The organism is Pseudomonas sp. AA-38, assembly GCF_029457475.1.
In the GTDB taxonomy this organism is placed as follows: Bacteria; Pseudomonadota; Gammaproteobacteria; order Pseudomonadales; family Pseudomonadaceae; genus Aquipseudomonas.
Map to the genome: position 1 here is coordinate 1,309,081 of NZ_CP120359.1, position 22,886 is coordinate 1,331,966.

A 22,886-nucleotide genomic window follows, 5' to 3' on the forward strand; every position below is an offset into this window, starting at 1 on the left:
CAACAGGAGAAACTGACATGGCCAATTCCTGGCGTATTTCCGCCCTTGCCGAGCGTCACCGTGCACTGGGTTCCAAGCTCGAGGACTGGAGCGGCATGGGCACCGCCTGGACCTATGCCAGCGACCTGGCCGACGAGCACGAGGCGATTCGCACCCGGGCCGGGCTGATGGACGTGTCCGGGCTGAAGAAGGTGCACTATGTCGGCCCGCATGCCGAGAGCCTGCTGGATCAGGCCACCACCCGCGACATTTCCAAGGTCTACCCGGGCAAGAGCGTCTACGCCTGCATGCTCAACGAGGCTGGCAAGTTCGTCGATGACTGCATCGTCTACCGCACTGGCCCCAACGCCTTCATGGTGGTGCACGGCTCTGGCAGCGGCCACGAGATGCTGGTGCGTTCGGCCCAGGGCCGGCAGGTGGCAGTGCTGTTCGACGACGACCTGCACGACCTGTCGCTGCAAGGCCCGCTGGCGGTGGACTTTCTCGCCGAGCACGTGCCGGGCATTCGCGAACTGCCCTACTTCCATCACCTGCAGACCAGGCTGTTCGAGCGCCCGGTGATGATCTCGCGCACCGGCTACACCGGCGAACGCGGCTACGAGATCTTCTGCAAGGCCGCCGACGCGCCAGCCATCTGGGACAGCATCCTGGAGAAGGGCAAGGGCCTGGGCATCATCCCCTGTGCCTTCACCGCGCTGGACTGGCTGCGGGTGGAGAGCTACTTGCTGTTCTTCCCCTACGACAACTCGGAGATGTACCCCTTTGCCGATCAGCCGGCCGGCGACACGCTCTGGGAGCTGGGTCTGGACTTCACGGTGTCGCCAGGCAAGCAGGGCTTCCGTGGGGCCAACGAACATTACCGCCTGCAGGGCAAGGAACGCTTCAAGATCTTCGGCGTGCTGCTCGAAGGCGACAAGGCTGCCGAGGCCGGCGACACCCTGTGGGCCGATGGCAAGCAGGTGGGGGTGATCACCTGCGCCATGTACTCGCGGTTGTCCGGCAAATCCATGGCCATCGCGCGTATGGAGGTGCCCTATGCCGAGCAGGGCGCAGCGCTGGAAGTCAAAGGCAGCCTGACGGTCAACGCCATCGCGCATAGCCTGCCGTTCGACGATCCGGAGAAAAAGAAACGCACCGCCAAGGTGTGAGCCGAGTCGCTCGGGCCATGGCCCGATTCGTCTGCAAGGAGGGTACATGGCTTGGTTGAATGGCTGGGGATTCTTGCTGTTGGCGGGGCTGTGCGAGGTGTTCTATGCCTCGATCATCCCGCGTACCGACGGTTTCACACGGCTTTGGCCGAGCCTGTACTGCGGTTTCTTCCTGCTGCTCAGCATCTACCTGCTGAGCCTTTCCGTACGCGTGCTGCCACTCGGGCTGGCCTATGCCGTGTGGGTCGGTATCGGCACCCTCGGCACGGTAGCTTACGGCGCACTGTTTCTCGGCGAAAGCCTGAACCTGCTGCGCAGCCTGTGCCTGCTGATGATCATTGGCGGCATCGTCGGCCTCAAGCTATTCACGCCTGATCCCCTGACCTGAGGAGCCGTCCATGCATGTGCAGGTATTGCAGCACGTACCCTTCGAGGATGTCGGCAGCATGGCCGACTGGTTCCAGGTGCGGGGCGCCGAATTGCACTACACCCGTTTCTTCGAGGCGGATGCGCGCTTGCCCGACCCAGGTCGCTGCGACCTGATCGTCGCCATGGGCGGGCCGATGAGCGTCAACGACGAAGCAGAGCTGCCCTGGCTGATCGAAGAGAAGGCTTTCCTGAGGCAGGCCATCGAGGCAGGTGTGCCGGTGCTCGGCATCTGCCTGGGCGCGCAGTTGATTGCCAGTGCACTGGGGGCCCGCGTGCAGCCCAACGCGCTGGCGGAGATCGGCTGGTTCCCGGTGTGGCGGGCCGAATCGGTTGGCGAGGGCTGCTTCGTCTTTCCCGACCGTATCGAGTTGCTGCACTGGCACGGGGAAACCTACGCCCTGCCCGAGGGCGCCAGACTGCTGGCCTCCAGCGAGGCGTGCCGGCACCAGGCGTTCCAGATCGGACGTCGGGTGATCGGCCTACAATGTCACCCGGAGATGACCCCGCAGATCGTCGCCGACCTGCTGAACGAATGCGCCGACGAACTCAGGCCGGGCCCCTGGGTACAGACTCCCGAGCAACTGGCAGCAGAACCAAGGCGCTATGTGCCGGGCAACGCGCTGATGGCGCGGCTGCTGGATTACCTGCTGGGCTGAGCGCTGCGCGGCCTGATGAGCCGCGCAGCTGAGTTGCTCATAGACGGAAGTGAGCGATGTTGCCGCGCAGGGCTTCGCTGGTGCGTGCCAGGCTCTCGCTCTCCTGCTGCGCATGCTGGAAGGCGTCGGCCGATTGCTCCGTGCTGTCGCGTACCGAGACAATGCCACGGCTGATCTCTTCGGCCACTGCACTCTGCTGCTCGGCCGCCGTGGCGATCTGCTGGTTCATGCCATTGATACGCTCGATCATGCTGACGATGCGGGCCACCGCCTCACCGGCTTCGGAAACCCCGGAAACCGATTGCGAACTGGAGCTCTGGCAGCGCTCCATGTAGCGCGCGGTTTCGTCGGCGATGCGTTGCAGGTTGGCGATCAGCCCCTCGATCTCGGTGGTGGCCTCCTGGGTGCGCCGGGCCAGGCTGCGCACTTCATCGGCAACCACGGCAAAGCCACGGCCGGCCTCGCCGGCACGGGCCGCTTCGATGGCGGCGTTGAGCGCCAGCAGGTTGGTCTGATCGGCCACCGACTTGATCACGTCGAGCACGCTGCCAATGTTGCTGCTTTCGGTCTTCAGACGTCCCATGGCCTCGCTGGAGCTGTCGATCACCTGGGCCAGTTCGCTGATCAGACTCACCGCATGGCCGGCCTTCTGCTGACTTTGCGCGGCGGCCTGGTCGGCCTCGCTGGCGGCCTGCGCGGCGGACTCGGCATTGCGTGCCACGTCCTGCACGGTCGCCGCCATTTCGTGCACGGCGGTGACGATCTGCTCCACTTCGCGCTGAGCTTGAGCCACGCTTTCGGCGTTGCGCAGGCTCGACTCGCTCAGCTCCTGGCTGGAATGGGCCACGGTGCGCGAGGAGCTGTCGATGTCCTGGGTCACCTGGCGCAGGTTCTGCTGCATGCGCTGCAGCGCAGCGAGCACGCTGTTCTCGGCGCTGTTCAGGCTTTTTTCCATCGTGCGCAGGTCGCCTTCGGCCACGCGTTGGGCGATCTGGTTGAGGTCGCTCGGCTCGGCGCCCAGTGCGCGCAGCAGGTAACGGCTGATCAGATGGCCCAGTAGGGCGGCAAGCAGGAAGCTGATCACGGTGATGGCGATGAGGATATTGCGTTGTTGTAGCGCGTGCGCTTCATTGGCCAAAACTTGTTGTTTGGCTTGCTTGATGGCGTGCTCGAGGTATTGCTCGATCGTACTGGTCAACTCCTCGAGCAGCGGTGTGCACTGCTCCTTGACCATGCGCTTGGCTTCGACGTCCTCGCCTTTGAACAGATGCTCGGCAATTCCATGGGCGACCTTGCTGTAGCGTGCTTCCAATTGTTCGATGCGCGAAAATAGCTCATGGCTTTGGCTCGACACATCACTGTGCGAGTTCATCGCCTGGCGCAAGGCCGCGAGTTTGTCGAAGACATCCTGTTCGTGCTGAGCGATGAACGCACGTTTTGCCCCACGCTCGGCCGGTTCGCTGTTAAGTGCCAGGTTGCGCAGTTCCAGTGCCCTGTCCTTGACGGCGTCGCTGAGCTGGTTGGCCAGCCGTGTACGCGTCTCGATCCCGTTGATGTAGTCGGCGAAATCCCTGTCCGCTGCGGTGATGTTGTAGAACGAGACGCCCGCTATCAGCAGCAGCAGTGCCAGGAGGCAGCCATAGCTGGCATACAGTAGCGTTCGGATGGAAAAGCGAGTGTTCTGGGACGACATAAGGGCACCTGCCATGAACATATTTCTTATGGGCGGATTGTTCTGATGCACGCAAGAACAAGGGCCGCAGCCTATTCATGCATCCTGCGTCCATCCGCACGCCCTCGAGCGGGGCTGTCGTGTGAAGTGAGGCTCCTGGATCGATCGCCAGGCGATCGGTCGCGTTCGTTGGCATGGCCTTGAACGCGGTGTAAGAAATGGAGTTGGGAATCCAGGGCAAAAGGCAGGAGGGCTCTGAGGCTCGTATGGCCGTGCGCCAATCGAACTCGGGCTTTCCTGACATGCCGCTTTCCAGGTAAGCGGTCATCCTTGAAATCGAGTCTAGAACAGATATCGCAATGGCGCTTCGCTACTTTTGTATAGCGATATGCCATCTTCATTGAACATGCTGTGCAAGATGTTACCGAGCGGTGCAGGTGGGCGCCCGAAGGTGTGTATGCAGGCCAGGAGATCAAGCCTGGGTAACATGCCACCGCCATGGCATGGCAGCCGCTGGTGGCGATCTGCGCAGAGGCTGAGGCCCACCGCCGGCTTGTTGGCGGGCCTTTCGACGAAGCGGACATGGCCCTGATGAGGTCATCAGGCACGGGCCAGGCTGCGTGCATCATGAATGCCAGCGGCGAAGCGCCATTGGCTGTCGTCATAGACCTTGCCCAACCAGCGTTGCACCAATTCGCGATAGGCCGGTTGTTTACGGTAGTGGGCGATGAACTGGTCGATGCTGCTCAGCAGCGCGGCATTGCTCGGCTGATTGGCCACGGCGGCGGAGTAGTACCACAGACTGGGGCTGAGGTTACCTGGCAGGATCTCCAGGCGCCCGCGCCAGGGGCTGCGTTCGCCCTGGCAGGCCCAGTGGTAGATCGGCAGATCGACGGCGAAAGCGTCCACCGTACCGTCGGCCAGACATTCATGGATCAGGCTCTGGTCGCTGTAGGCCAACAGATTGGCCAGTTCGACCTTACCGCCCGGTTTGAGCCGGTTGGCCTGCCAGCGCAGGCCACGTTCTTCCAGGGTGGCCATGGCGGCTGGGTCGTTGATGCAGCCGAGCACCTTGTCGGCCAGATCCTCGACGCCCTGGATGCGCGTGTCGCCGGCGCGCTTGGCCAGCACATAGGGCAGGAACACGTAGGGCATGGAGAAGGCCACTCGGTCATAGCCGGGCATCGGTGGCATGGCGCTCCATACCAGGTCAGCCTCGCTCTCGCGGCGTTGGGCACCGGCCTCCAGCAGTTGCAGGCAGCGATCCCAGGGGTGTTCGATGAAGCGGCACTTGACCCCCAGCCAGCGCGCGAAGGCCCGCGCCAGTTCGGCATCCAGCCCTTGTAGTTCGGCACCTGGCTCGCTGCGGAAGGACAGACCCTTGAAAGCGGGTTCGATGGCCACGCGCAGTTCGCCGCGGGCGCGGATGTCGGCCAGGCGATCGTAGTCTGGGTCGAGTTGCAGGCGCTCCTCGTGCAGCAGGCGTTGCAGGCCTTGCTTGGGCTGCGTGCTGGCGTATACCGAGCTGAGGTCGCTGAGCAGGGCGCGGCTCCAGTTGCTGCGCCCGCGCAGTTGCGCATCGGTACTCATGCCGAGTTGCACGCCGGCGGCGATGACGCGATTGTTGCCCTCTATCTCATCGAGGCGCCCAGCCATCTGGCCGAACAGGTCATGCAGGCTGCTCAACGAAGTGCCGACCTGGCCGCTGAGCTCTTGTAGCTGCGCCTCGGCACTTTCGAGCAGGGTCGCCAGGCGTGCGCTGAGTTGCGACATGTCGATCTGCTCGAAGGCCTGGCGGGTGTTGGCCTGGGTGCGCAAGGCCAGGTCGCGAATTTCCGTGGCGACCACGGCGAAGCCACGCCCGGCATCGCCAGCGTGCGCCGCTTCGATGGCGGCATTGATCGACAGCAGTTGCACGGTGCGGCCGATCTCGTCGATGGCGCGGATCACCTGATGCGAGGCACTGGTGCGCTCCTCGATGGCTTGTTGCAGTTCGGCGAACTGGCTGGCGAAGAACCGTTGGGTATTGTCCAGCTCGCAGGCCAGCTTGCCGCGCAGTTCATCGGCGCTTTGGCTGCTGTGCTGAAGAAAGCCACGGGTATGGTCGAGGTAGGTCAGTTGCTCGCCACTGCGTGCGGCAATTTCGCCCAGGCTGTTTTCGCTCTGCTCGATGGCCTGCAGGGTGTGTCGTTGCAGCGCTTCGAGACGCCCACAAAGCAGGCCGAGGGCGCGCCCGTCGCTGACGGGTGGGTCGCTCAGGCCGCGTTCGAGGCAACTCCGCAAGCGTTCGGGCAAGCTGCCATCGTTCTGCGCGAGGGCCGTTTCGATATCACCAGCGAGCAAGGCTCGCTGCCAGTCCGACAGAGTGGGGGCGGGGGGCTTGAACCAGGCCATGGACTACTTCCTCGATGTCCCAGGGCCAGGTCGTATTCGACCTGGGCGCTGTTGCATAAAGAGCGTTGCGCAGTGTGCATGCCCGGCAGGCGCAACGCCTGGAAGGGCCGGCGGCCCTTGCCGCCGGCAGTGGGCTTACTTGAGTTTGGGTAGCTTTTCGTCCGGCAGGGCGTAGCTGTGCTTTTCGTGGATCATGGTGGCGATCAGCGCATAGAGGCTGACGCCCGCCACCAGCAGGCTGATGACCATCAGGATGGTCGGCTTGTCGGCGAAGGTGAATACGGCGCTGGCGCCTTCGTAAGTGGTGATGCTCATGGCGATGCTCCTTTGCTTCGGGTTGACCCGCCGCTTGATGACGGCGGGGCGCTCGTTGGTCAGGCGGGTTTGGTTTCGCCAACCAGCGCTGCCGGCTCACTGCCGCCGACGCTGTTGCTCTGGCCGTACATCGATGACCATTCCGGGTAAGCCTGGGCCGGTACTTCGGTCAGATCCAGACCACGCTCCTCGGCATGCGCCGGTACGCGCAGCAGGTCGGCTTTCTTCAGGGCATAGGAGATCAGGTAGCCCGGCACGAAGCCCAGCGCTGCCATGACCAGGGCGCCGCCCAGTTGGCCGAGGAAGCTGATCTCCGGCATGCCGTTCACGTTCGGGTAGCCGGCCAGGAAGATGCCGCTGATGACGATGCCGGCGAAACCGCCGAAGCCATGCACGGCGAAGGCGCCGACGGCGTCGTCGAGGCGGAACTTGAGCAGCAGGTTGTTGACCAGCGGCGCAGTGGCGGATACGCCCATGCCGATCAGATAAGCCAGGCCGGGATGGTAGAGATCCAGGCCCGGCGCGACCGAGATGATGCCCACCAGACCGCCGGACATCATCCAGAACGGCTCGCGGGTGGTCAGGTAGGCGCCGATCAGGCCGCCGGCGAAGCCCATCAGGGTGTTGAAGGCGAAGGCTGAGAGGTTGGTGGGAGCACCGTAGATGTTGATCCACTGCGCGCCCGAGTTGTAGATGATGCAACCACCGAGGAAGCCGAAGAAGCCGACGATGATCATCATCAGACCGACCACGCTCATCGGCATGCTGTGGCCGACGATGGCGTTGGCACTGCCGTCGGCGTTGAAGCGGCCGATACGCGCGCCGAGGTTGATCACCACCGCCAGAGTGAAGAAGCCGGCGATCATGTGCACGCAGCCGGCGGCGCCGACGTCATGGAAGCCCCATTTGACGGTCAGCCAGCCTTGCGGGTGCCAGCCCCAGGACGCCGCTACCAGCCAGAGGAAGCCGCCGAGGAAGATGGTCATGATGATGAAGGCGCTCATCCGTGTACGTTCGATCAGCGCACCGGAGAGGATCGAGCCGGTGGTGGCGGCGAACATGGCGAAGGCGGCCCAGAAAATGCCGGTGGCGTTATCGCTGATGTTCGGCCCCATGGACTGGCTCCACGGCATGCCGGCGAGGATGGCGTCCATGCGCGGCACGATGCCGTCCGGAAAGCCGTTGTAGACCGCCCAGCCGAGCAGGAACACGCTGGGGACGATGAAGCCGAAGGCGAGGATGTTCTTCACGCCAGCGGCCAGCGCGTTCTTCAGGCGCGACGCGCCGATTTCGTAGGACAGGAAACCGGCGTGAATCATGATCATCAGGGCGACACACCACCAGTAGAATATTTCCATATTCAGGGTGTTGGTCATCTCTATCAGAGCTTGTAGCTCCTCCAGAGTGGGTATCTTCTGCTCTTCCATCTTTCAATCCTCGATGCTGTTCTTGGAATGTCTGTCGGTCTTGGCAGTGGGACTTCAGGTAGATGCCGTTCAGGTCGTTATTTATCTGTAGTTATAAAAAGTTCCCTGTGTGAATAGGCAATCCTTGTGCCAGAAGTCCATCTGCTGGCACGGCCCTGTGGCCGCGCGTCTCGGAAACATCTGGTTTAAAAATGCCCTCTTTGTGTTCATCGAGTGGGCACCACGCCTGAAAATGGGTCGTGCCTCAGGGGTTCTTCTGCAACATGCTTTGAATCTGCTGCACCGACTCCTGGGTGCGTCGTGCCAGGTTGCGCACCTCGTCGGCGACCACGGCGAAACCACGGCCTTGCTCGCCGGCGCGGGCGGCCTCGATGGCGGCGTTGAGGGCCAGTAGGTTGGTTTGCTCGGCGATGCCCTTGATCACCCCGGCGACCTGAGCGATCTGCCCATAGGTGGCCTGGATGCTCGCCTGTTCGCGTTCCTGCAGGCTGGCGGCGGCCTTCTCGTCGCTGATCTCGCGCACCGCGCCGGTGACGTAAAGCAGCTTGCCCTGGGCATCGCGCAGGCAGCGGCCACGCTCGCGAAACCAGACTTCGCCACGGCGCTTGTGGCGCATGCGGTATTCCACGGCGTAGAAACCATCGCCGCTCTTGTCCACCATCGAGGCGTTGAAGGCCTGCATCACCGCCTTGAGGTCATCCGGGTTGACCACCTGGAAGTAACTGTCCCAACCATCGGGAAACTCGGCGTGGCTGTAGCCGATCAGCTCGCGGAACTGCTCGGACCAGCGGATCAGGTTCTGTGGGTGGTCGGGGTCGCCGTCCACCACGTTCATCGCCCAGCAACCTTCGGTCAGGGTGCGCTTGGTCAGCTCCCAGACCTGGCGCTCCTCCTCCCAATGCGCCTGTTCGGCCGCCAAACTATGGTTCTGTGCCTGGCTGGCGCGCAGCTCATCTGCGAGCTGCGCGCATTGTCGTTCGGTCAGGGTCAGGCGCTGTTGCAGCGCGGCATATTCTGCGGCAGTACAGGGGACTGGCGGCTGTTGCTCACTGTGCTGGCGAATACGCTGCAGTTCCTCCCAGTCACGCTGCAGGCGCTCCAGGCTGCCGAGCAACTGCGGCTGTCGCTGCAGGTGCGGGCGTTCGTTGGCTGGCTGGCGCTGGCTGAGCAGGTGTTCGAGCCATTGGTTGAGTTCGCTGACCAGGTTTCCGGTGGTATTGCTGAACCACATCGGCCGATCCTCCTTGGACGTTGACTAGGGCACTGCTTGCTTGCCTAGCAATTCCTTGTCCAATTCCGCTCGGTGCCCTCCACGCGGGGGCGCCGTGCGCACCGAAGGTCGTTGCAGCGAAGCATCCATGGTGCGCGCAGCGCACCCTACGGTGCGGTCGGTGCCATCACGCGTAGGGTGCGCTGTGCGCACCGAACGCCGTTGCAGCGAAGTGTTCATGGTGCGCGTAGCGCACCCTACAGTGCGGTCGGTGCCTTCACGCGTAGGGTGCGCCGTGCGCACCGAAGGTCGTTGCAGTGAAGCGTCCATGGTGCGCGCAGCGCACCCTACAGTGCGGCCGATGCCTTCACGCGTAGGGTGCGCCGTGCGCACCGAACCTCGTTGCAGCGAAGCGTCCATGGTGCGCGCAGCGCACCCTACAGTGCGGTCGGTGCCATCACGCCGTAGGGTGCGCCGTGCGCACCGAAGGTCGTTGCAGTGAAGCGTCCATGGTGCGCGCAGCGCACCCTACAGTGCGGTCGGTGCCATCACACCGTAGGGTGCGCTGTGCGCACCGAAGGTCGTTGCAGTGAAGCGTCCATGGTGCGCACCCGGGACATCAGGCCCTGACCCGGCTCTTGTCCGGGTCATAGGCCACGGTGCCGGTGGCGACCGTGGCACCGATGCGCTTCTGCTGACCGTCGAGCTTGCCGACTTCCACGCGGGTGCCGGGCGTGCAGTAGTCCACTGCCAGGCGGCACAGGGCGATGTTCTTGCCCATCACGGGCGAGCGCGTGGCGCTGGTGATCACGCCGACCTGGGCGCGGCCGACATGCACGCAGTCGCCATGAACAGCCGGCTCGTTGCCGTCCAGCGCCAGGCCGACCAGTTGCTGCATTGGGTGCTCCTTGCGCCGCAGCAGGGCGTCGCGACCGATGAAGTCGTCCTGCTTGCTCTTCAGTGGCACGCAGAAACCGATGCCGGCCTCGAACGGATCGGTCTGGTCGTCGAACTCGTAGCCGGCGAAGATCAGCCCGGCCTCGATGCGCAGCATGTCCAGCGCATGCAGGCCGAGCGGCGCCAGGCCCAGCGGCTCGCCCAGTTGCCAGAGGCGCTGCCAGACCTTCATCGCATCGTTCGGGTGGCACCAGATCTCATAGCCCAGTTCGCCGGTGTAGCCGGTGCGCGAGACCATCAGCGGCGCGCCGTCGTAGCCGTCCAGCCGGCCGATGAGAAAACGGAACCAGCCCAGCTCCTCCAGCCTGGGCTGAGTGCCCGGCGTCCAGATCATCTGCTTGAGCAATTCGCGCGATAGCGGGCCTTGCACGGCGATATTGTTGATCTGCTCGGAGGCGGACTTGATCCACACCTTCATGCCCAGCTTCTCGGCCTGCTGGCGCATCCAGTCGCCGCCGAAGTCCTCGCCGCCGATCCAGCGGAAGGCGTCGGAGCCAAGGCGCAGCAGCGTGCCGTCGTCGAGCATGCCGCCGTGCTCATAGCACATGGCGCTGTACACCACCTGGCCAACCGCCAGCTTGCGCACGTCGCGGGTCAGGCAATGGTTGAGCAGGGCCTCGGCATCCGGGCCGAGCACCTCGAACTTGCGCAGGGCGGATAGGTCCATCACCGCCACCCGCTCGCGGCAGGCGTGGTATTCGGCCAGGGTGCCGTAGCCGTCGAACTGGGTGGGCGTCCACCAGCCGCGATAGTCGACGAACTGGCGGGTGAGGGCGGATGTGCCCGGGTGAAAGCCGCTTTCTCGGGTCAGCACCGGGTCGGCGTCGGGCGTCTTGCGGTTGGCCATGGCGATACTGAAGCGCTCCTTGTCGGCATACACGCGGATATGGATGTCGGTCGGCTGCCAGCCGTTGGCCGGGTCGATGTCGTCCGGGCAGGAACTGCTGGCACACACCAGCTCGCGCTGGGCGCGCAGCAGCACATAGTCGCCGGGGCGCGACCAAGGCTCATCCAGCGTAAGCTGCTGGTGCGCATCGACCCCGGTGTTGAAGAAGAAGTTGATTGCCGGCCAGCCGCACCGCCCCTGCACGCCATGGGCGGCGAGGGCACGGCTGAGGTTGTCGCTGCAGTTGGCGTGGCCGAAATAGCCCAGGGCCTCGTAGTAGCGCGCGGTGCAGGCCAGGGCGAAGGTGTCGTGGCGGCCCACCGTGTCGCGCACCACTTCCAGCATCGGTTGCAGGTCGCGATCATAGAAGCGGCTGAACAGGCCCGGGCCGGGGTAGGCGTTGCCATTCAGGGTACGGGTGACTGTGGGGTCGAGGTCGATCTCGCGGCCGGCATCGAGGCCGCGCCGGTCGAAGGCGACGAAGTCCGAGCACTGCCGGCCGGCGACGTCGATCACCTGGATGTACTGGCCGGCCGCGACCACATAGTCGCGTGCCGTGCCGGGGGCGATGGTGAACTCGTCGACCACCTCTCCGAGGGGCGCTGGCAGGGTGGGGATCAGCAGGCTCGACGGGTTGGCGCGCTGAATGATCAGGCGCAGCTCGCTGGCGCGCTGCTGGCTGTCCACCGCTGTCTGTCCGCCTGGGGCGGCAACGACCACCAGCAAGGCTGCGTCAGCGGTGAGGCTGCGAGTGAAACCGGCGGGTGTACCCGCCTGCCAGAGGCGCGCGGCCATGGGCAGGTGGCGGCAGTCGATGTGGCGTTTGAGCAGACCACTGGCGACGTGCTGTGATTCGCGGCTGCCATCGCTGAGCAGATTGCCGATGAAGTCGGCGCCGGGGCTGGACAGTAGGCCGAGGGCGGCGAGCGCTTCGCGGCCGCTCTCGTCGAAGGCCAGCAGCTCGGCCAACTGGTCGCCCTCCAGGTCGATCACCTCGAGGCGGTCACCCGGCTCCAGGGCGATCACCGTCAGGCCGCCAGGGGCGACGCGGTGGCGCTCCAGGCCGGGGGCACGGGCGAACAGAGCCGGCTCGTATGGCCGGGAAATCATGGGCATCTGCATGCAAGGCACCTGGGTTCTTATGATGGCTGCCGGTGCGCACGGCGCACCCTACGGGGCGTGCGCGGCGCTCAGCCCACGGCCTTGATGGCTGTCTGCGGCGAGTCGGCCAGGTAGGCTTCGAGGGAATCGTCCAGCGCCTCCAGCCAGGGGGTGTGATGGGGCGTGGCCAGGGTGCCGGTCATCAGCGAGCGGTGGCACTTGTTGCGGTAGCCCATGATGTCCTCGTACTTGTCGTGCTTCCAGTCGAGGAAGGTGCGGTTCACCGCGGCGATGTCGAAGCTGGGGTAGTCGGTGGCGTCGATCAGGGTCTGGATGTACTTGCCCTGGAACTCGAACATTTCCTGGGCGTTCTTCAGGGTCAGTTCTTCCTCGCGCCAGGCCAGGTCTTCGGCGTGCATGGCGGCGTGGTCGGGCAGGGCGATGCGCCCGAGGATCACGTCGCGGGCGTACCAGGCCTGGGCGTCGAACATGTTGAAGCTGTACCACTGATCCTGCATACCGAGGTAGATCAGCTTGGGGTTGTCCTCCCAGAACACGCCCTTGTACAGGTTCAGCGGCCACAGGCGGTTGTCGGTCTTCAGCCGCAGGTTCTCGGCCAGGAAGGGGAAGTGGTGCTTGTAGCCGGTACACAGGACGATGGCGTCGACGTGCTTGCTGGTGCCGTCGGCAAAGAACGCGGTGCTGCCTTTGACGTGGCTCAGCAGCGGTTTTTCCTCCCAGTTTTCCGGCCACTTGTAGCCCATCGGCGCGCTGCGGTAGCAACTGGTGATCGAGCGGGCGCCGTACTTGTAGCACTGCGAGCCGATGTCCTCGGCCGAGTAGCTGGAGCCGACGATGAGCACGTCCTTGCCCTTGAATTCCAGCGCATCGCGAAAATCATGGGCATGCAGTACGCGCCCGGCGAAGCTCTCGAAACCCTCGAAGTAAGGCACATTGGGGGTGGAGAAGTGGCCGCTGGCGACCACCACGTAGTCGAAGCGCTCGGTACGGGTGAGGTCATGGTCATAGCTGTGCACGGTGACCTCGAACTGGCCGCTGGCTTCGTCGAAGACCACCCCGCGCACGGTGCTGTTGAACTGGATGTACTTGCGCACGCCGGCCTTTTCGACGCGGCCCTTGATGTAGTCCCACAGCACTTCGCGCGGCGGGTAGGAGCCCATCGGGCGACCGAAGTGCTCGTCGAAGGTGTAGTCGGCGAACTCCAGGCATTCCTTCGGCCCGTTCGACCACAGGTAGCGGTACATGCTGCCGTGTACCGGCTCGCCGTGTTCGTCGAGACCGGTGCGCCAGGTGTAGTTCCACATGCCACCCCAGTCGCTCTGCTTTTCGAAGCAGACCAGTTCGGGAATCTCCGCCCCCTTGGCAGCGGCGGACTGGAAGGCGCGAAGCTGGGCCAGGCCGCAGGGGCCGGCGCCGATGATGGCGATGCGAGTGGTCATGGAAGCTCTCCCGTGCGGATCGTTTTGATGATTGTCAGGAATTGAAATTTCCTCGTGGGAATTACCTTACGGGCTTGCTAGCCCCTCGCAATTCGCCCGTTGGGGATACCTCCTTGGAGGTAATCGGAGCAGCGGCGTTGCCCTGAACGAAGGCGCGGTGGCTTCGGATTGGTGCAGATGCAGGTAGGTGGATAAATTCCTATAGAGAATTTTTCTTTCTTTTCAGTGTTATCTGTTCCGTGCGGATGGGGCATGGAACTTGCTGAAGCCTGCTGAGAATCCCCGCTCGAACGGAGGCTGGATGTTCCAGGCGTTGTTGCGTTCCCTGCTCACCGTGCACCCGGCCAGGCCGGTCGAGACGGCATTGCCTGCCTATCGCCAGGCGCTGCTGGAGCTGCCGTTGCGCGCCCTGCAGCAGGGCAGCATCGAAGCCCCCCTGCGTGCCTTGCTGCCACTGCTGGAGGACGCCCTGCAGGCCACACAGGTCAGCCTGTTGCTGCCGCAGGCGGGAGTGCTGGGTTGGCGTCTGTTGGGCGAGCCGTTGCCTTGCACCGATGGCGTTCATGACCTGGCGGGTGTGTCGCCGGGGTCGCTGCAGCTATGCGGGCGCTGTCTGGAGCAGGGACGCTTTCTCGCCCTGTGCGGTTTGCACCTGGAACAGCAGCGCGTCGCCTCGCTGCAGGTGGCATTCGCCCGGCGCCCCGATGCCCGTCAGCGCGAGTGTCTGCGCCTGATCGGCCGGCAACTGGCCGAGGTGCTGCAGGCCTTCGCCGAGGAACGCCGTTTGCGCCGCAGCGAGCTGAGTGCCGAGCGTGGCGTGCTGGCGCGCGAGCTGCACGATTCGGTGGCGCAACAGCTCGGTTACCTGCAGATTCGCAGCAGCCGCCTGCAGCAGGTGCTGGCCGATCCGCAGCAACGCGAACAGGCCGATGCCATGCTCGACGATCTGCGCGACACCCTGCGCACCCTGCAACGCCAGGTGCGCGAACTGATCAGCAGCGCGCGCCTGACCATGGATGGCCGCACCTTGCGCCAGGCCCTGGAGGCGTCTGTCGCCGAGTTCGCCCGTAGCAGCAGTTGCGTGTTCAGCCTGGACAATCGCCTCCCTGGGCACTGCCTGCCGGCCGAGAGCGAACTGCAGGTGCTGCAGATCGTCCGCGAGGCACTGGCCAACGTGGTGCGCCACTCCCATGCTCGGCAGGTATGGATTCGCCTGTGGCCGAGCGCCGACGGTGGCGCCGTCGAGGTGTGCGACGACGGTGTCGGCCTGCCGCAGCAGTTGCCGCCGACGGGGCATTTCGGCCTGCACATCATGCGTGAGCGTGCCGCCGCCATTGGCGCCGAGTTGCGCATCGAGTCGGCACCGACGGGCGGCACGCGCGTGCTGTTGCGCTGGGGGGTGGCATGAACGCGCCTTTCGACCTGCTGCTGATCGACGATCACCCCATGCTGCGCCGTGGCCTGGCCGAGCTGTTCGAGAGTAGCGGCGAGTTTCGCGTGGTTGGCAGCGTGTCCACTGGCCGCGAGGGCATCGCCCTGGCACGCGCGCTGAACCCGGCGCTGATCCTGCTCGACCTGCACATGCCGGGGCAGGGTGGCCTGGAGACCCTTGAGTGCCTCAAGCGCGACCAGCCGGAAATCAGCGTCATGGTGCTCAGCGCCTCGGCAGCACGCGAGGATGTGCTGCCGGCATTGCGGGCAGGCGCCGACGGCTACCTGCTCAAGGACAGCGAGCCGGAAGAGCTGCTGGCGGCGGTCAGTGCCTGTGCTCATGGCCAGAGCCGGCTTGACCCGGCTCTCTCGCGGCTGCTCGCCAGCAGCTTGGGCGAGCGCGACGCCGCTGCCCCAGTGGCGCGTATCGAACTCACCGAGCGTGAGCGGCAGACCCTGGCGCTGATCGCCGAGGGCTTCAGCAACAAGCTGATCGGCCGCCAGCTCGGTATCAGCGATGGCACCGTGAAGGTCTACGTCAAGCACCTGCTGAGCAAGCTCAACCTGCGCTCACGCCTGGAGCTGGCGGCCTGGGTGCATCGTCATTCGGGGGAATTTCCATGAAGGGGTTGCTGCATTGGCTGGCGGCCCGGCTACCCTGGCCGGGCGCCGACGAATTGCCCCTGGCGCTGATCCAGCTCGACGGGCAAGGGCGGCTGTGCCGGGTCAATCGTGGCTGGGAGACCTTCAGCGGCTATCGCGCTGGCGAGTGCATTGGGCGTGAGCACGAGGCCTTTCTGCATCTGGAGGATCACGTCGCCTGGCAGCTTGGCCTGCATGGCCTGACCCCGACGCAACCCCTCTGGAGCGGTTGCCTGCGCTATACCACACGGGCCGGCGAACTGCGCTGGGCCGATGTACGTGCACGGCGCTGTGCCACGGATCATCTGCTCACCCTGAGCGACGTCAGCGCGCAGATGCCGCAGCGCGAACGGTTGCTGGCGCGCCATCGCAGCCTGAGCAACCTGCTCGACGGCCTGCCGGCCATGGTCTATCGCTGCCGCAACAACCGCCACTGGAGCATGGAGTACGTCAGTGCCGGTTGCCTGGAGCTGACCGGCTACTCGGCCGAGCGGCTGATCGACAGCCAGGATCTGACCTACAACGGGCTGATCCATCCGCACGACCGCGAACAGGTCTGGCGTGGCGTGCAGGATGGCTTGCGGGCACGGCGGCCCTTCGTGCTCGAATATCGCCTGCTGTGCGCCGATGGGCGGGAGAAGTGGGTCAGTGAGCGGGGCTGTGGGGTGTATTCGGATCTGGGTGAGGTGTTGGGATTGGAGGGCGTGGTGATGGAGCGTGGGGTGGAGGTGGTGAGGCAGATGGTGGTTTAGTGGGGGGAGCACTGGACTGGCAATTCGGTGTTGGCTGTTCTGTGTGTCTCGCTTCACCAGGCCCGCCTGGTGAATTCACTGTCCGTCAGGTGACGGGCGTTAACGCCCGCACACGAAAAATCTGACAGTCTCCTGTTCCGGATTGCCGCGTTTTTGTTGATGTTTTTTGGTTTCGCCCTCCCGGGCGAGTCACTTTTGGGGCAAAAGTAACCAAAACCTCCGCCCGGTCATCCGGCCCTGGCTGCGCCAGGGTTCGTTCACTCCATCGCCGCTCCAGAGGCCCGCCGCGGTGGGCCATCCCTGGCCCATCGCGGCTCTCGCGACATCCATGTCGCTCAACCTCTTCCACGACGATTCCGTTCACCCTCCTGGGCGGGCTCTGCACGCGCCTGAGCCTGCGGTAACCCAGAAGTAGCACGGAGTGTTTGAGAGGGCGGCCGTAGGGCGGACTCAGGAGCGCCAGCGAACAGTCCGCCGGGCCACGCCGAGTTCGGCACCACAACCTACGTTCAATACTCCCACCAACGGCGTACTGCTTCGCGAGTACGCCCTACGCGAATGAAAGTATTGGTTTTATTCGACAGCCAAATCGCGGCTCCACAGCTACCAGAACACGCCGGGCATGCCCGGAGCCAAATGTACGTTCCGGCGCGCTAACTCCCCCTTCAGGAGGCCGAACGCAGGCATTGCGCAGGGGGCGAGTGGCATGGATGCCACGAGAGGCTTGAAGGGCCATGGATGGCCCTTGCAAGCCGACCCCGGAGCAATGCCGGAGTGAGGGAAGTCGAGCGAAGCGAGACCCGGATGGCGGGGGTGCGTTTCTTTTGCTTACTTTTCTTTGCGCAGTTCAAAGAAAAGTGAGTCGCCCGAGGGGGCGAAACCCGGACTATCTGAACATACCGTAGCGGCGTTAGAACACCCGCCCGGGAGGGCGAAACCAAAAACATCAGCAGAAACGCGGCAATTCGGAACAGACGCCGAAACGCCGATAAGCAGCCCGAACGCTGAAAACAAGCGAGCACTCATACAAACTTGCCAGTCCGGCCCCCCATCACCCACAAACAAAAACGGCCCGCCCCCAAGAGGGCGAGCCGTTGCGTCACGCGCGGATCGATCAGAACTCGTGATCAGCGGTATCCGGGTTCAGGTCGGCGATGCCGAGCTTGCCCGAGGCCTGCTCGATGGCGCCGGTCTGCTTGACCAGCGCTGCGATGGCACCACGCACCAGGGCCTGGCCCTCGGCGTTGTCGGCGGCGATCAGTTGATCGAAATGCACGTTGTCCTTCTCGGCGCTGTCCACCAGCTTCTGCAGTTCGGCCTGGGTGGCGTCGAGGTCGGCCTTGAGGGTGGTGTCGGTCTGCGGATCGACCTTGGCCACCAGCTCCGACAGGCTCGGGCCGGTCAGGGTGCTGCCGTCGACCTTCTTGTACTCGCCCAGGTAGACGTTGCGGATGCCCAGGCCATTGTAGAAGTGCGAGTTGTGGGTGTTGTCGCTGAAGCAGTCATGCTCGTCTTCGGTGGAGTTGGCTTCCAGCGCGACTTTCATGCGCTCGCCAGCCAGCTCGCCGAGGGACAGGCTGCCCATGCCGAACAGCATCTTGCGCAGGCCATTCTCGCCGGAGTCGGCCACCAGCTCGCTGCGGTAGTTGCCTTCGACGCCGGGCTTCCACTGCTCGACCATGTCGTTCAGGTCCTTGACCAGCAGGTCGGTGGCGGCCTTGAGGTAGGCACGGCGACGCTCGTTGTGGCCGCCGGTGGCGCCTTCACCCACTACATAATCGGTGTACGGACGCTCGCCAGCGCCGGGCTTGGTGCCGTTGAGATCCTGGCCCCAGAGGAGGAATTCGATGGCGTGGTAGCCGGTGGCGACGTTGGCTTCGGAGCCGCCCAGCTCGTTCAGGCTGGCCAGCAGATCGCCTGTGATGTTGCTGACGTCGATCTTGTCTTCGCCGACCTGGATCTCGGTGTTGGCGATGATGTTGGCCTGCGCGCCCGGGTTACCCAGCGCATGCTGGTAGTCGGGGGCGACGTAGTCGATCAGGCCTTCATCCAGCGGCCAGGCGTTGAGCTGGCCTTCCCAGTCGTCCACCACCGGGTTGCCGAAGCGGAACACTTCGCTCTGCATGTAGGGCACGCGCGCGGCCAGCCAGGCCTGGCGGGCAGCTTTCAGGGTTTCTTCGCTGGGGTTGGCGAGCAGGGCGTCGACGGCGCTTTGCAGCGCCTTGCCGGTGCTGGCGGCGTCGCTGAACACGGCCAGGGCCAGATCCGCGTAGTGATTCACCACGGCCTTGGCGGCGGCTTCGTCCACCTTGCTGGCGGTGGCTGCCGGAGCGGCGCTCTCGCTGGCGGCCGGAGCGGCGGCTTGGCTGGCCGGTGCTTTGTCGTCACCGCAACCGGCTAGAGAAATGGCGATGGCCAGGAGGCTGGCCGAGGCCAGGGGCATACGAATCATGGCGGAGTCCTTTGCGTGTGCGGGTTGTGATAGATGCGCGAGCGTATCTGCGAAACCCCGACATAATGCAAATGTTTCGCATTATGTGTAAAGGCCATTATGCGAAGCTGTGCGGAACCTCTCTGCTGGTGGCGCTGGGCCGACTGCCGTTTCGTTGCGGCCGTGCGCGAAACGGCAACAGACCCTAGAATGCCCGCTCCGTTGCGCAGTTCTACATGGAGATAACTGCATGAGCCTGACCGCTGTGATTCTGCTCGTCGTCGCCGTACTGCTGGGAGCCTATGCGGTTTCCCTCTACAACGGCCTGGTGCGCCTCAAGCATGGCGTGAGCAAGGCCTGGTCGAACATCGACGTGTTGCTCAAGCAGCGCCACGACGAGTTGCCCAAGTTGGTGGAAACCTGCAAGCAGTACATGCAGTACGAGGGCGCTACCCTGGAGCGGGTGATCGCCGCCCGCAGCGCCGTGGCCAGCGCCCGTGAGCAACAGGACGTGGGCGCCCTGGGCAAGGCCGAAAGCGGTCTGCGCGCCGGGCTCGGTCAGCTCTTCGCCCTGGCCGAGAACTATCCGCAGCTCAAGGCCAACGATAGCTTCCAGCATCTGCAGCAGCGCATCAGCGGTCTGGAGAATGGCATCGCCGACCGCCGCGAGCTGTACAACGAGGCGGTGAACCTCAACAACGTGCGCATCGAACAGTTCCCGGACGTGATCCTGGCGCGGATGTTCAATTTCCAGGCTGCCGAGCTGCTGGTATTCAGCGAGGCGGAGAAGGCCGACGTCGACCTCAAGTCGCTGTTCAACTGACCATGATGCAGGGTGATCCCTTGGGCTTCTTCGTCACCCTGGCTTTCACCCTCGGCACCTGTCTGAGCGGCGCCTGGTGGTGCCTGCGGCGTTGGTCACAGGCGCGCCATCTGCTGGATACCCCCACCTCGAAGATCCGTTCGGCGGCGCAGGGTTATGTCGAGTTGTATGGCGTGTTGCACGAGCTGCCTGGAGCCGAGGTGCGCGGCCCGCTGACCGGCAAACCCTGCCTGTGGTGGCGCTATCGCATCGAGGAATACCAGTCCAGCGACAACAAGAGCACCTGGCGGGTGGTCGAGCGCGGCAGCAGCGAGGCCTGGTTGCGTCTGGATGACGGCACCGGCGAGTGCCTGATCGACCCGCGCGGCGCCGAGGTGCGCCCGGTGGTGCGCGATAGCTGGGAGGGCAACCTGCGCCATCCGTTGGGGCCGGTAAAGAGCGGGTTCTGGCGCTTTCTGAGCAGTGGCAGGCGCTACCGCTACGTCGAGGAACGCCTGCATGCCGGCCAGCCGCTGTATGCCATCGGCGATTTTCGCACTCAGGGTGCGGCGCAGCAGGGCTTCGATCCGACGGCGGCGCAGGGCGCGGTGATACGCGAATGGAAGGGCGACTTCGCCGGCCTGCTGCGTCGCTTCGACAGCGACGGCAACGGTCAACTGGATGAGCGGGAATGGGATCGGGTGCGTCTGGCTGCGCGGCTGGAGGCCGAGGATCGCCAGCGCCTGCGCGCGCAGGAGCCGGCCCGCAATCAGATGGCCAGGCCGAGGGAGGCACAGCCCTTCATTCTGGCCAACGCCGGGGAGGACGAACTGGCGCGCGGTTTCTATTGGCAGGCGGCGGCTGGTGCCGTGCTGTGTCTGGTCGGTGCACTGGCCACGGCCTGGGTGCTGGGTGTGCAGAACTGGTGAGACACCTGACACGCCGCCGCGACTGAGTGCGGCGTGCTGGTTACAGCGTGGCGGCGGAGTTCAGGCGCTGGGATTGCTTGAGGAACAGGGTCAGCTCACGCGCCGGCAGCGGCTTGCTGTAGAGGTAGCCCTGCCCCTCATGGCAGCCCTGGGCGATGATGTAGGCCTCCTGCTCGGCGGTTTCCACGCCTTCGGCGATGACTTGCATGCCCAGGCTCTTGCCGAGCTGGATGATGGCGCGAACGATGGTAGCGTCGTCCTCGTCTTCGAGCAGATCCTGCACGAAGCTCTTGTCGATCTTGATCTTGTCCAGTGGCAGGCTCTTGAGATAGCTCAGCGAGGAATAGCCGGTTCCGAAGTCGTCGATGGCGATCATCGCCCCCGAGCGGCGCAGGCTGAGCAGGTGCTGGGCGGCGGTGCTGATGTCTTCCATCAGGCCGGTTTCGGTGACTTCCAGCTCCAGGCTCTTGGGCGGCAGGCGGTAGACTTGCATCAGGTTGTTGACCACCCGTGGCAGCTCGGAGTGGTGCAACTGCACGGTGGACAGGTTGATGGCCATGCGCAGGTCGCTGAACCCCTGGTCGTGCCATTCGCGCAGTTGCCGGCAGGTCTGGTCGAGCACCCATTCGCCGATGGGGATGATGGTGCCGTTCTGCTCGGCCAGCGGGATGAACAGATCCGGCGCGACGAAACCGTGCTGCGGATGCTGCCAGCGCAGCAGGGCCTCGACGCCGACCACGCGATGGTCACGGTAGTCCACCTGCGGCTGATAGACCAGGTGCAACTGGTTCTGCGCCAGGGCGTCGCGCAAGTCCTTCTCCAGTTCGCGACGGCGGCGCATCTCGCTGTCGACGCTGGCGATGTAGAACTGATAGCGGTTGCGCGAGCGGCTCTTGGCCAGGGTCATGGTCTGCTCGGCTTTCTGCAGCAGTTTCTCGGTGCTGTCGCCATCTTCCGGGAACAGGGTGATGCCGATGGTGGCGCGCAGGCGCACCTCCTGCTGGTCGAGCATGAAGGGCAGTTCCAGGTCGTCCAGCACGCTCTGCGCCAACTCGGCGGCTTCGTAGGGTTGTTCGATGTCGGCCTGCACCAGGGCGAACTGGTCGCCACCCAGGCGGGCCAGGGCGTCGAGGCGGCCACTGTGGCTGCGCAGGCGGTCGGAGAGGGCCAGGAGCAACTGGTCGCCACTCTGGTAGCTGAACTGTTCGTTGATGCCCTTGAAGTCGTCGAGGCCGACACAGAGCACGGCGACACGGCGTTGCAGACGACCGGCATCCTCGAGAATCTGGTCGAGCTGCTGTTGCAGTTGTTGGCGATTGGGCAGGCCGGTGAGGAAGTCGAACTGGGCCATGCGCAGCAGGCTGTTCTCCGCTTCACGGCGCAGTTGCGTGTTGCGCTCGATGGAGGCGAGCAACTGGTTGGCGGTGTTGATCCATAGGCCCAGCTCGTTCTTCTCGTTGCCCGGAAGCATGGGCAGCTTGTGCTCGCTGGGGCGGTCGGGGTTGATATTGGTCAGGTGCTCGATGATCTTCGCCAGCGGTTTGGTCAGCAGCCAGTGGTAGACCAGGTAGAGCACCAGGCCCATGGCCATGGCCCGCAGCACGCCGGAAATGAAGATGATCACCGAGTTGGTGACGAAGTTCTCTCCATAGGGCGCGGTGTCGAGGATGATGGTGAGATCGCCGTAGTATTCGCTGTAGGGGCCGCGACCAACCAGCTTGATTGAGAACTGCTGCTCCTGGCCGAGGATCGGATCGGTGAGCATGCGCGTGGGAATCTGCGCCAGATCCCGTGAACGCTCGGCCAGCATGGGTTCGTTGGGGTGACCGATGGACGCGTAGCGCACCGATTCGTGCTGGAACAGGCCTTCGATCACCTGCATGCCCATTTCCCGATCCAGGCTGTAAACCGCCTGGGTCGAGGGGTCGCGGAACATGCCGAGGATGCGGTGCGCGTCGTTGGCCACTGCCTGGCGCGTCTTGTAGGCGTCGAAGACGATCTGCGCACAACTCAATACGACGCCGACCACGAATGCTGAAAGCAGCACTACGCGGAGCAACTTGAGTGACAAGCTGTTCTTCAATTCCAGCTTCAACGTCAATTCCTTGTGTCAGTGCAGCAGCGTCATCGGGCAAGTATTGGCAATCTCGCCCTGGCCGTCAAAGGGCCACCATGGATGTATGCATTTTTCGTGCGTGAGTCCGCAGAGCGGGCCGCGCCGTCTCGATGAGGTTGTCGGTGAAG

General features: G+C 64.3%; 16 protein-coding genes and 2 pseudogenes. 8 read left to right on the forward strand and 10 right to left on the reverse strand.

The annotated features are described in order from the left end of the window. The first annotated feature begins 17 nt into the window (after positions 1-17). The 3 genes from PVE35_RS05985 to PVE35_RS05995 are packed head-to-tail and all read left to right on the forward strand — an operon-like array spanning position 18 to position 2,233. Positions 18-1,148, forward strand: a complete 1,131-nt coding sequence (locus PVE35_RS05985; protein ID WP_277374114.1) for an aminomethyltransferase family protein — start codon at positions 18-20, stop codon at positions 1,146-1,148. A gap of 46 nt (positions 1,149-1,194) precedes the next feature. After that, the gene (locus PVE35_RS05990; RefSeq protein ID WP_277374115.1) at positions 1,195-1,536 is read left to right on the forward strand and encodes a multidrug efflux SMR transporter; all 342 of its coding nucleotides are present in this window, start codon (positions 1,195-1,197) and stop codon (positions 1,534-1,536) included. 10 nt (positions 1,537-1,546) lie between these two features. Continuing rightward, the gene (locus PVE35_RS05995) at positions 1,547-2,233 is read left to right on the forward strand and encodes a gamma-glutamyl-gamma-aminobutyrate hydrolase family protein (RefSeq protein WP_277374116.1); all 687 of its coding nucleotides are present in this window, start codon (positions 1,547-1,549) and stop codon (positions 2,231-2,233) included. A gap of 37 nt (positions 2,234-2,270) precedes the next feature. Here PVE35_RS05995 and PVE35_RS06000 read toward each other — a convergent pair whose 3' ends face one another. From PVE35_RS06000 to PVE35_RS06035, 8 genes and pseudogenes are all read right to left on the reverse strand, one after another. Continuing rightward, a complete protein-coding gene (locus tag PVE35_RS06000) occupies positions 2,271-3,926 on the reverse strand; it encodes a methyl-accepting chemotaxis protein (RefSeq protein ID WP_277374117.1) in 1,656 nt (551 codons plus the stop codon). 579 nt (positions 3,927-4,505) lie between these two features. Next, positions 4,506-6,299 carry a transporter substrate-binding domain-containing protein gene (locus PVE35_RS06005; RefSeq protein WP_277374118.1) on the reverse strand — a complete coding sequence of 598 codons (1,794 nt, stop codon included), beginning with the start codon at positions 6,297-6,299 and terminating at the stop codon, positions 4,506-4,508. A gap of 135 nt (positions 6,300-6,434) precedes the next feature. Then, positions 6,435-6,614, reverse strand: a complete 180-nt coding sequence (locus PVE35_RS06010; RefSeq protein WP_268182038.1) for a hypothetical protein — start codon at positions 6,612-6,614, stop codon at positions 6,435-6,437. Between the two features lie 59 nt (positions 6,615-6,673). Beyond that, positions 6,674-8,041 (reverse strand): ammonium transporter, encoded by a 1,368-nt coding sequence (locus PVE35_RS06015; protein WP_268182040.1) that lies wholly within the window; start codon positions 8,039-8,041, stop codon positions 6,674-6,676. A 271-nt stretch (positions 8,042-8,312) separates the two neighbouring features. After that, positions 8,313-8,465: pseudogene (locus PVE35_RS06020) on the reverse strand (methyl-accepting chemotaxis protein); the annotation flags it as partial. Positions 8,466-8,594: 129 nt separating this feature from the next. Continuing rightward, positions 8,595-9,272: pseudogene (locus tag PVE35_RS25445) on the reverse strand (PAS domain-containing protein); the annotation flags it as partial. 598 nt (positions 9,273-9,870) lie between these two features. After that, positions 9,871-12,216: an aminomethyltransferase family protein gene (locus PVE35_RS06030; RefSeq protein ID WP_277374119.1), complete on the reverse strand. Its 2,346-nt coding sequence runs from the start codon at positions 12,214-12,216 to the stop codon at positions 9,871-9,873. 68 nt (positions 12,217-12,284) lie between these two features. Continuing rightward, complete coding sequence (locus tag PVE35_RS06035; RefSeq protein WP_277374120.1) at positions 12,285-13,655, reverse strand: NAD(P)/FAD-dependent oxidoreductase; 1,371 nt, start codon at positions 13,653-13,655, stop codon at positions 12,285-12,287. A 301-nt stretch (positions 13,656-13,956) separates the two neighbouring features. Here PVE35_RS06035 and PVE35_RS06040 point away from each other — a divergent pair, with 301 nt between their 5' ends. The 3 genes from PVE35_RS06040 to PVE35_RS06050 are packed head-to-tail and all read left to right on the forward strand — an operon-like array spanning position 13,957 to position 16,480. Next, entirely contained in the window at positions 13,957-15,063 is a 1,107-nt protein-coding gene (locus PVE35_RS06040) for an ATP-binding protein (RefSeq protein ID WP_268182046.1), read from the forward strand. Beyond that, positions 15,060-15,710, forward strand: coding sequence for a response regulator (locus tag PVE35_RS06045; protein ID WP_268182048.1), 651 nt, complete (start codon positions 15,060-15,062; stop codon positions 15,708-15,710). The genes PVE35_RS06040 and PVE35_RS06045 overlap by 4 nt, the downstream gene beginning before the upstream one ends. Next, entirely contained in the window at positions 15,707-16,480 is a 774-nt protein-coding gene (locus tag PVE35_RS06050; protein WP_277374121.1) for a PAS domain-containing protein, read from the forward strand. Before PVE35_RS06045 ends, PVE35_RS06050 begins: the two co-directional genes overlap by 4 nt. Before the next feature lie 1,114 nt (positions 16,481-17,594). On the opposite strand, the gene PVE35_RS06055 is transcribed toward PVE35_RS06050, so the two are convergent. Next, positions 17,595-18,932, reverse strand: coding sequence for an imelysin family protein (locus tag PVE35_RS06055; RefSeq protein ID WP_277374122.1), 1,338 nt, complete (start codon positions 18,930-18,932; stop codon positions 17,595-17,597). 229 nt (positions 18,933-19,161) lie between these two features. On the opposite strand from PVE35_RS06055, the gene PVE35_RS06060 reads away from it, so the two are divergent. Both PVE35_RS06060 and PVE35_RS06065 read left to right on the forward strand, forming a co-directional pair. Beyond that, complete coding sequence (locus PVE35_RS06060; RefSeq protein WP_268182054.1) at positions 19,162-19,734, forward strand: LemA family protein; 573 nt, start codon at positions 19,162-19,164, stop codon at positions 19,732-19,734. A gap of 2 nt (positions 19,735-19,736) precedes the next feature. Then, positions 19,737-20,642 carry a GIDE domain-containing protein gene (locus PVE35_RS06065; protein WP_277374123.1) on the forward strand — a complete coding sequence of 302 codons (906 nt, stop codon included), beginning with the start codon at positions 19,737-19,739 and terminating at the stop codon, positions 20,640-20,642. Between the two features lie 40 nt (positions 20,643-20,682). Here PVE35_RS06065 and PVE35_RS06070 read toward each other — a convergent pair whose 3' ends face one another. Further along, entirely contained in the window at positions 20,683-22,737 is a 2,055-nt protein-coding gene (locus PVE35_RS06070; RefSeq protein ID WP_268182058.1) for a GGDEF domain-containing phosphodiesterase, read from the reverse strand. Between the last annotated feature and the right edge of the window lie 149 nt (positions 22,738-22,886).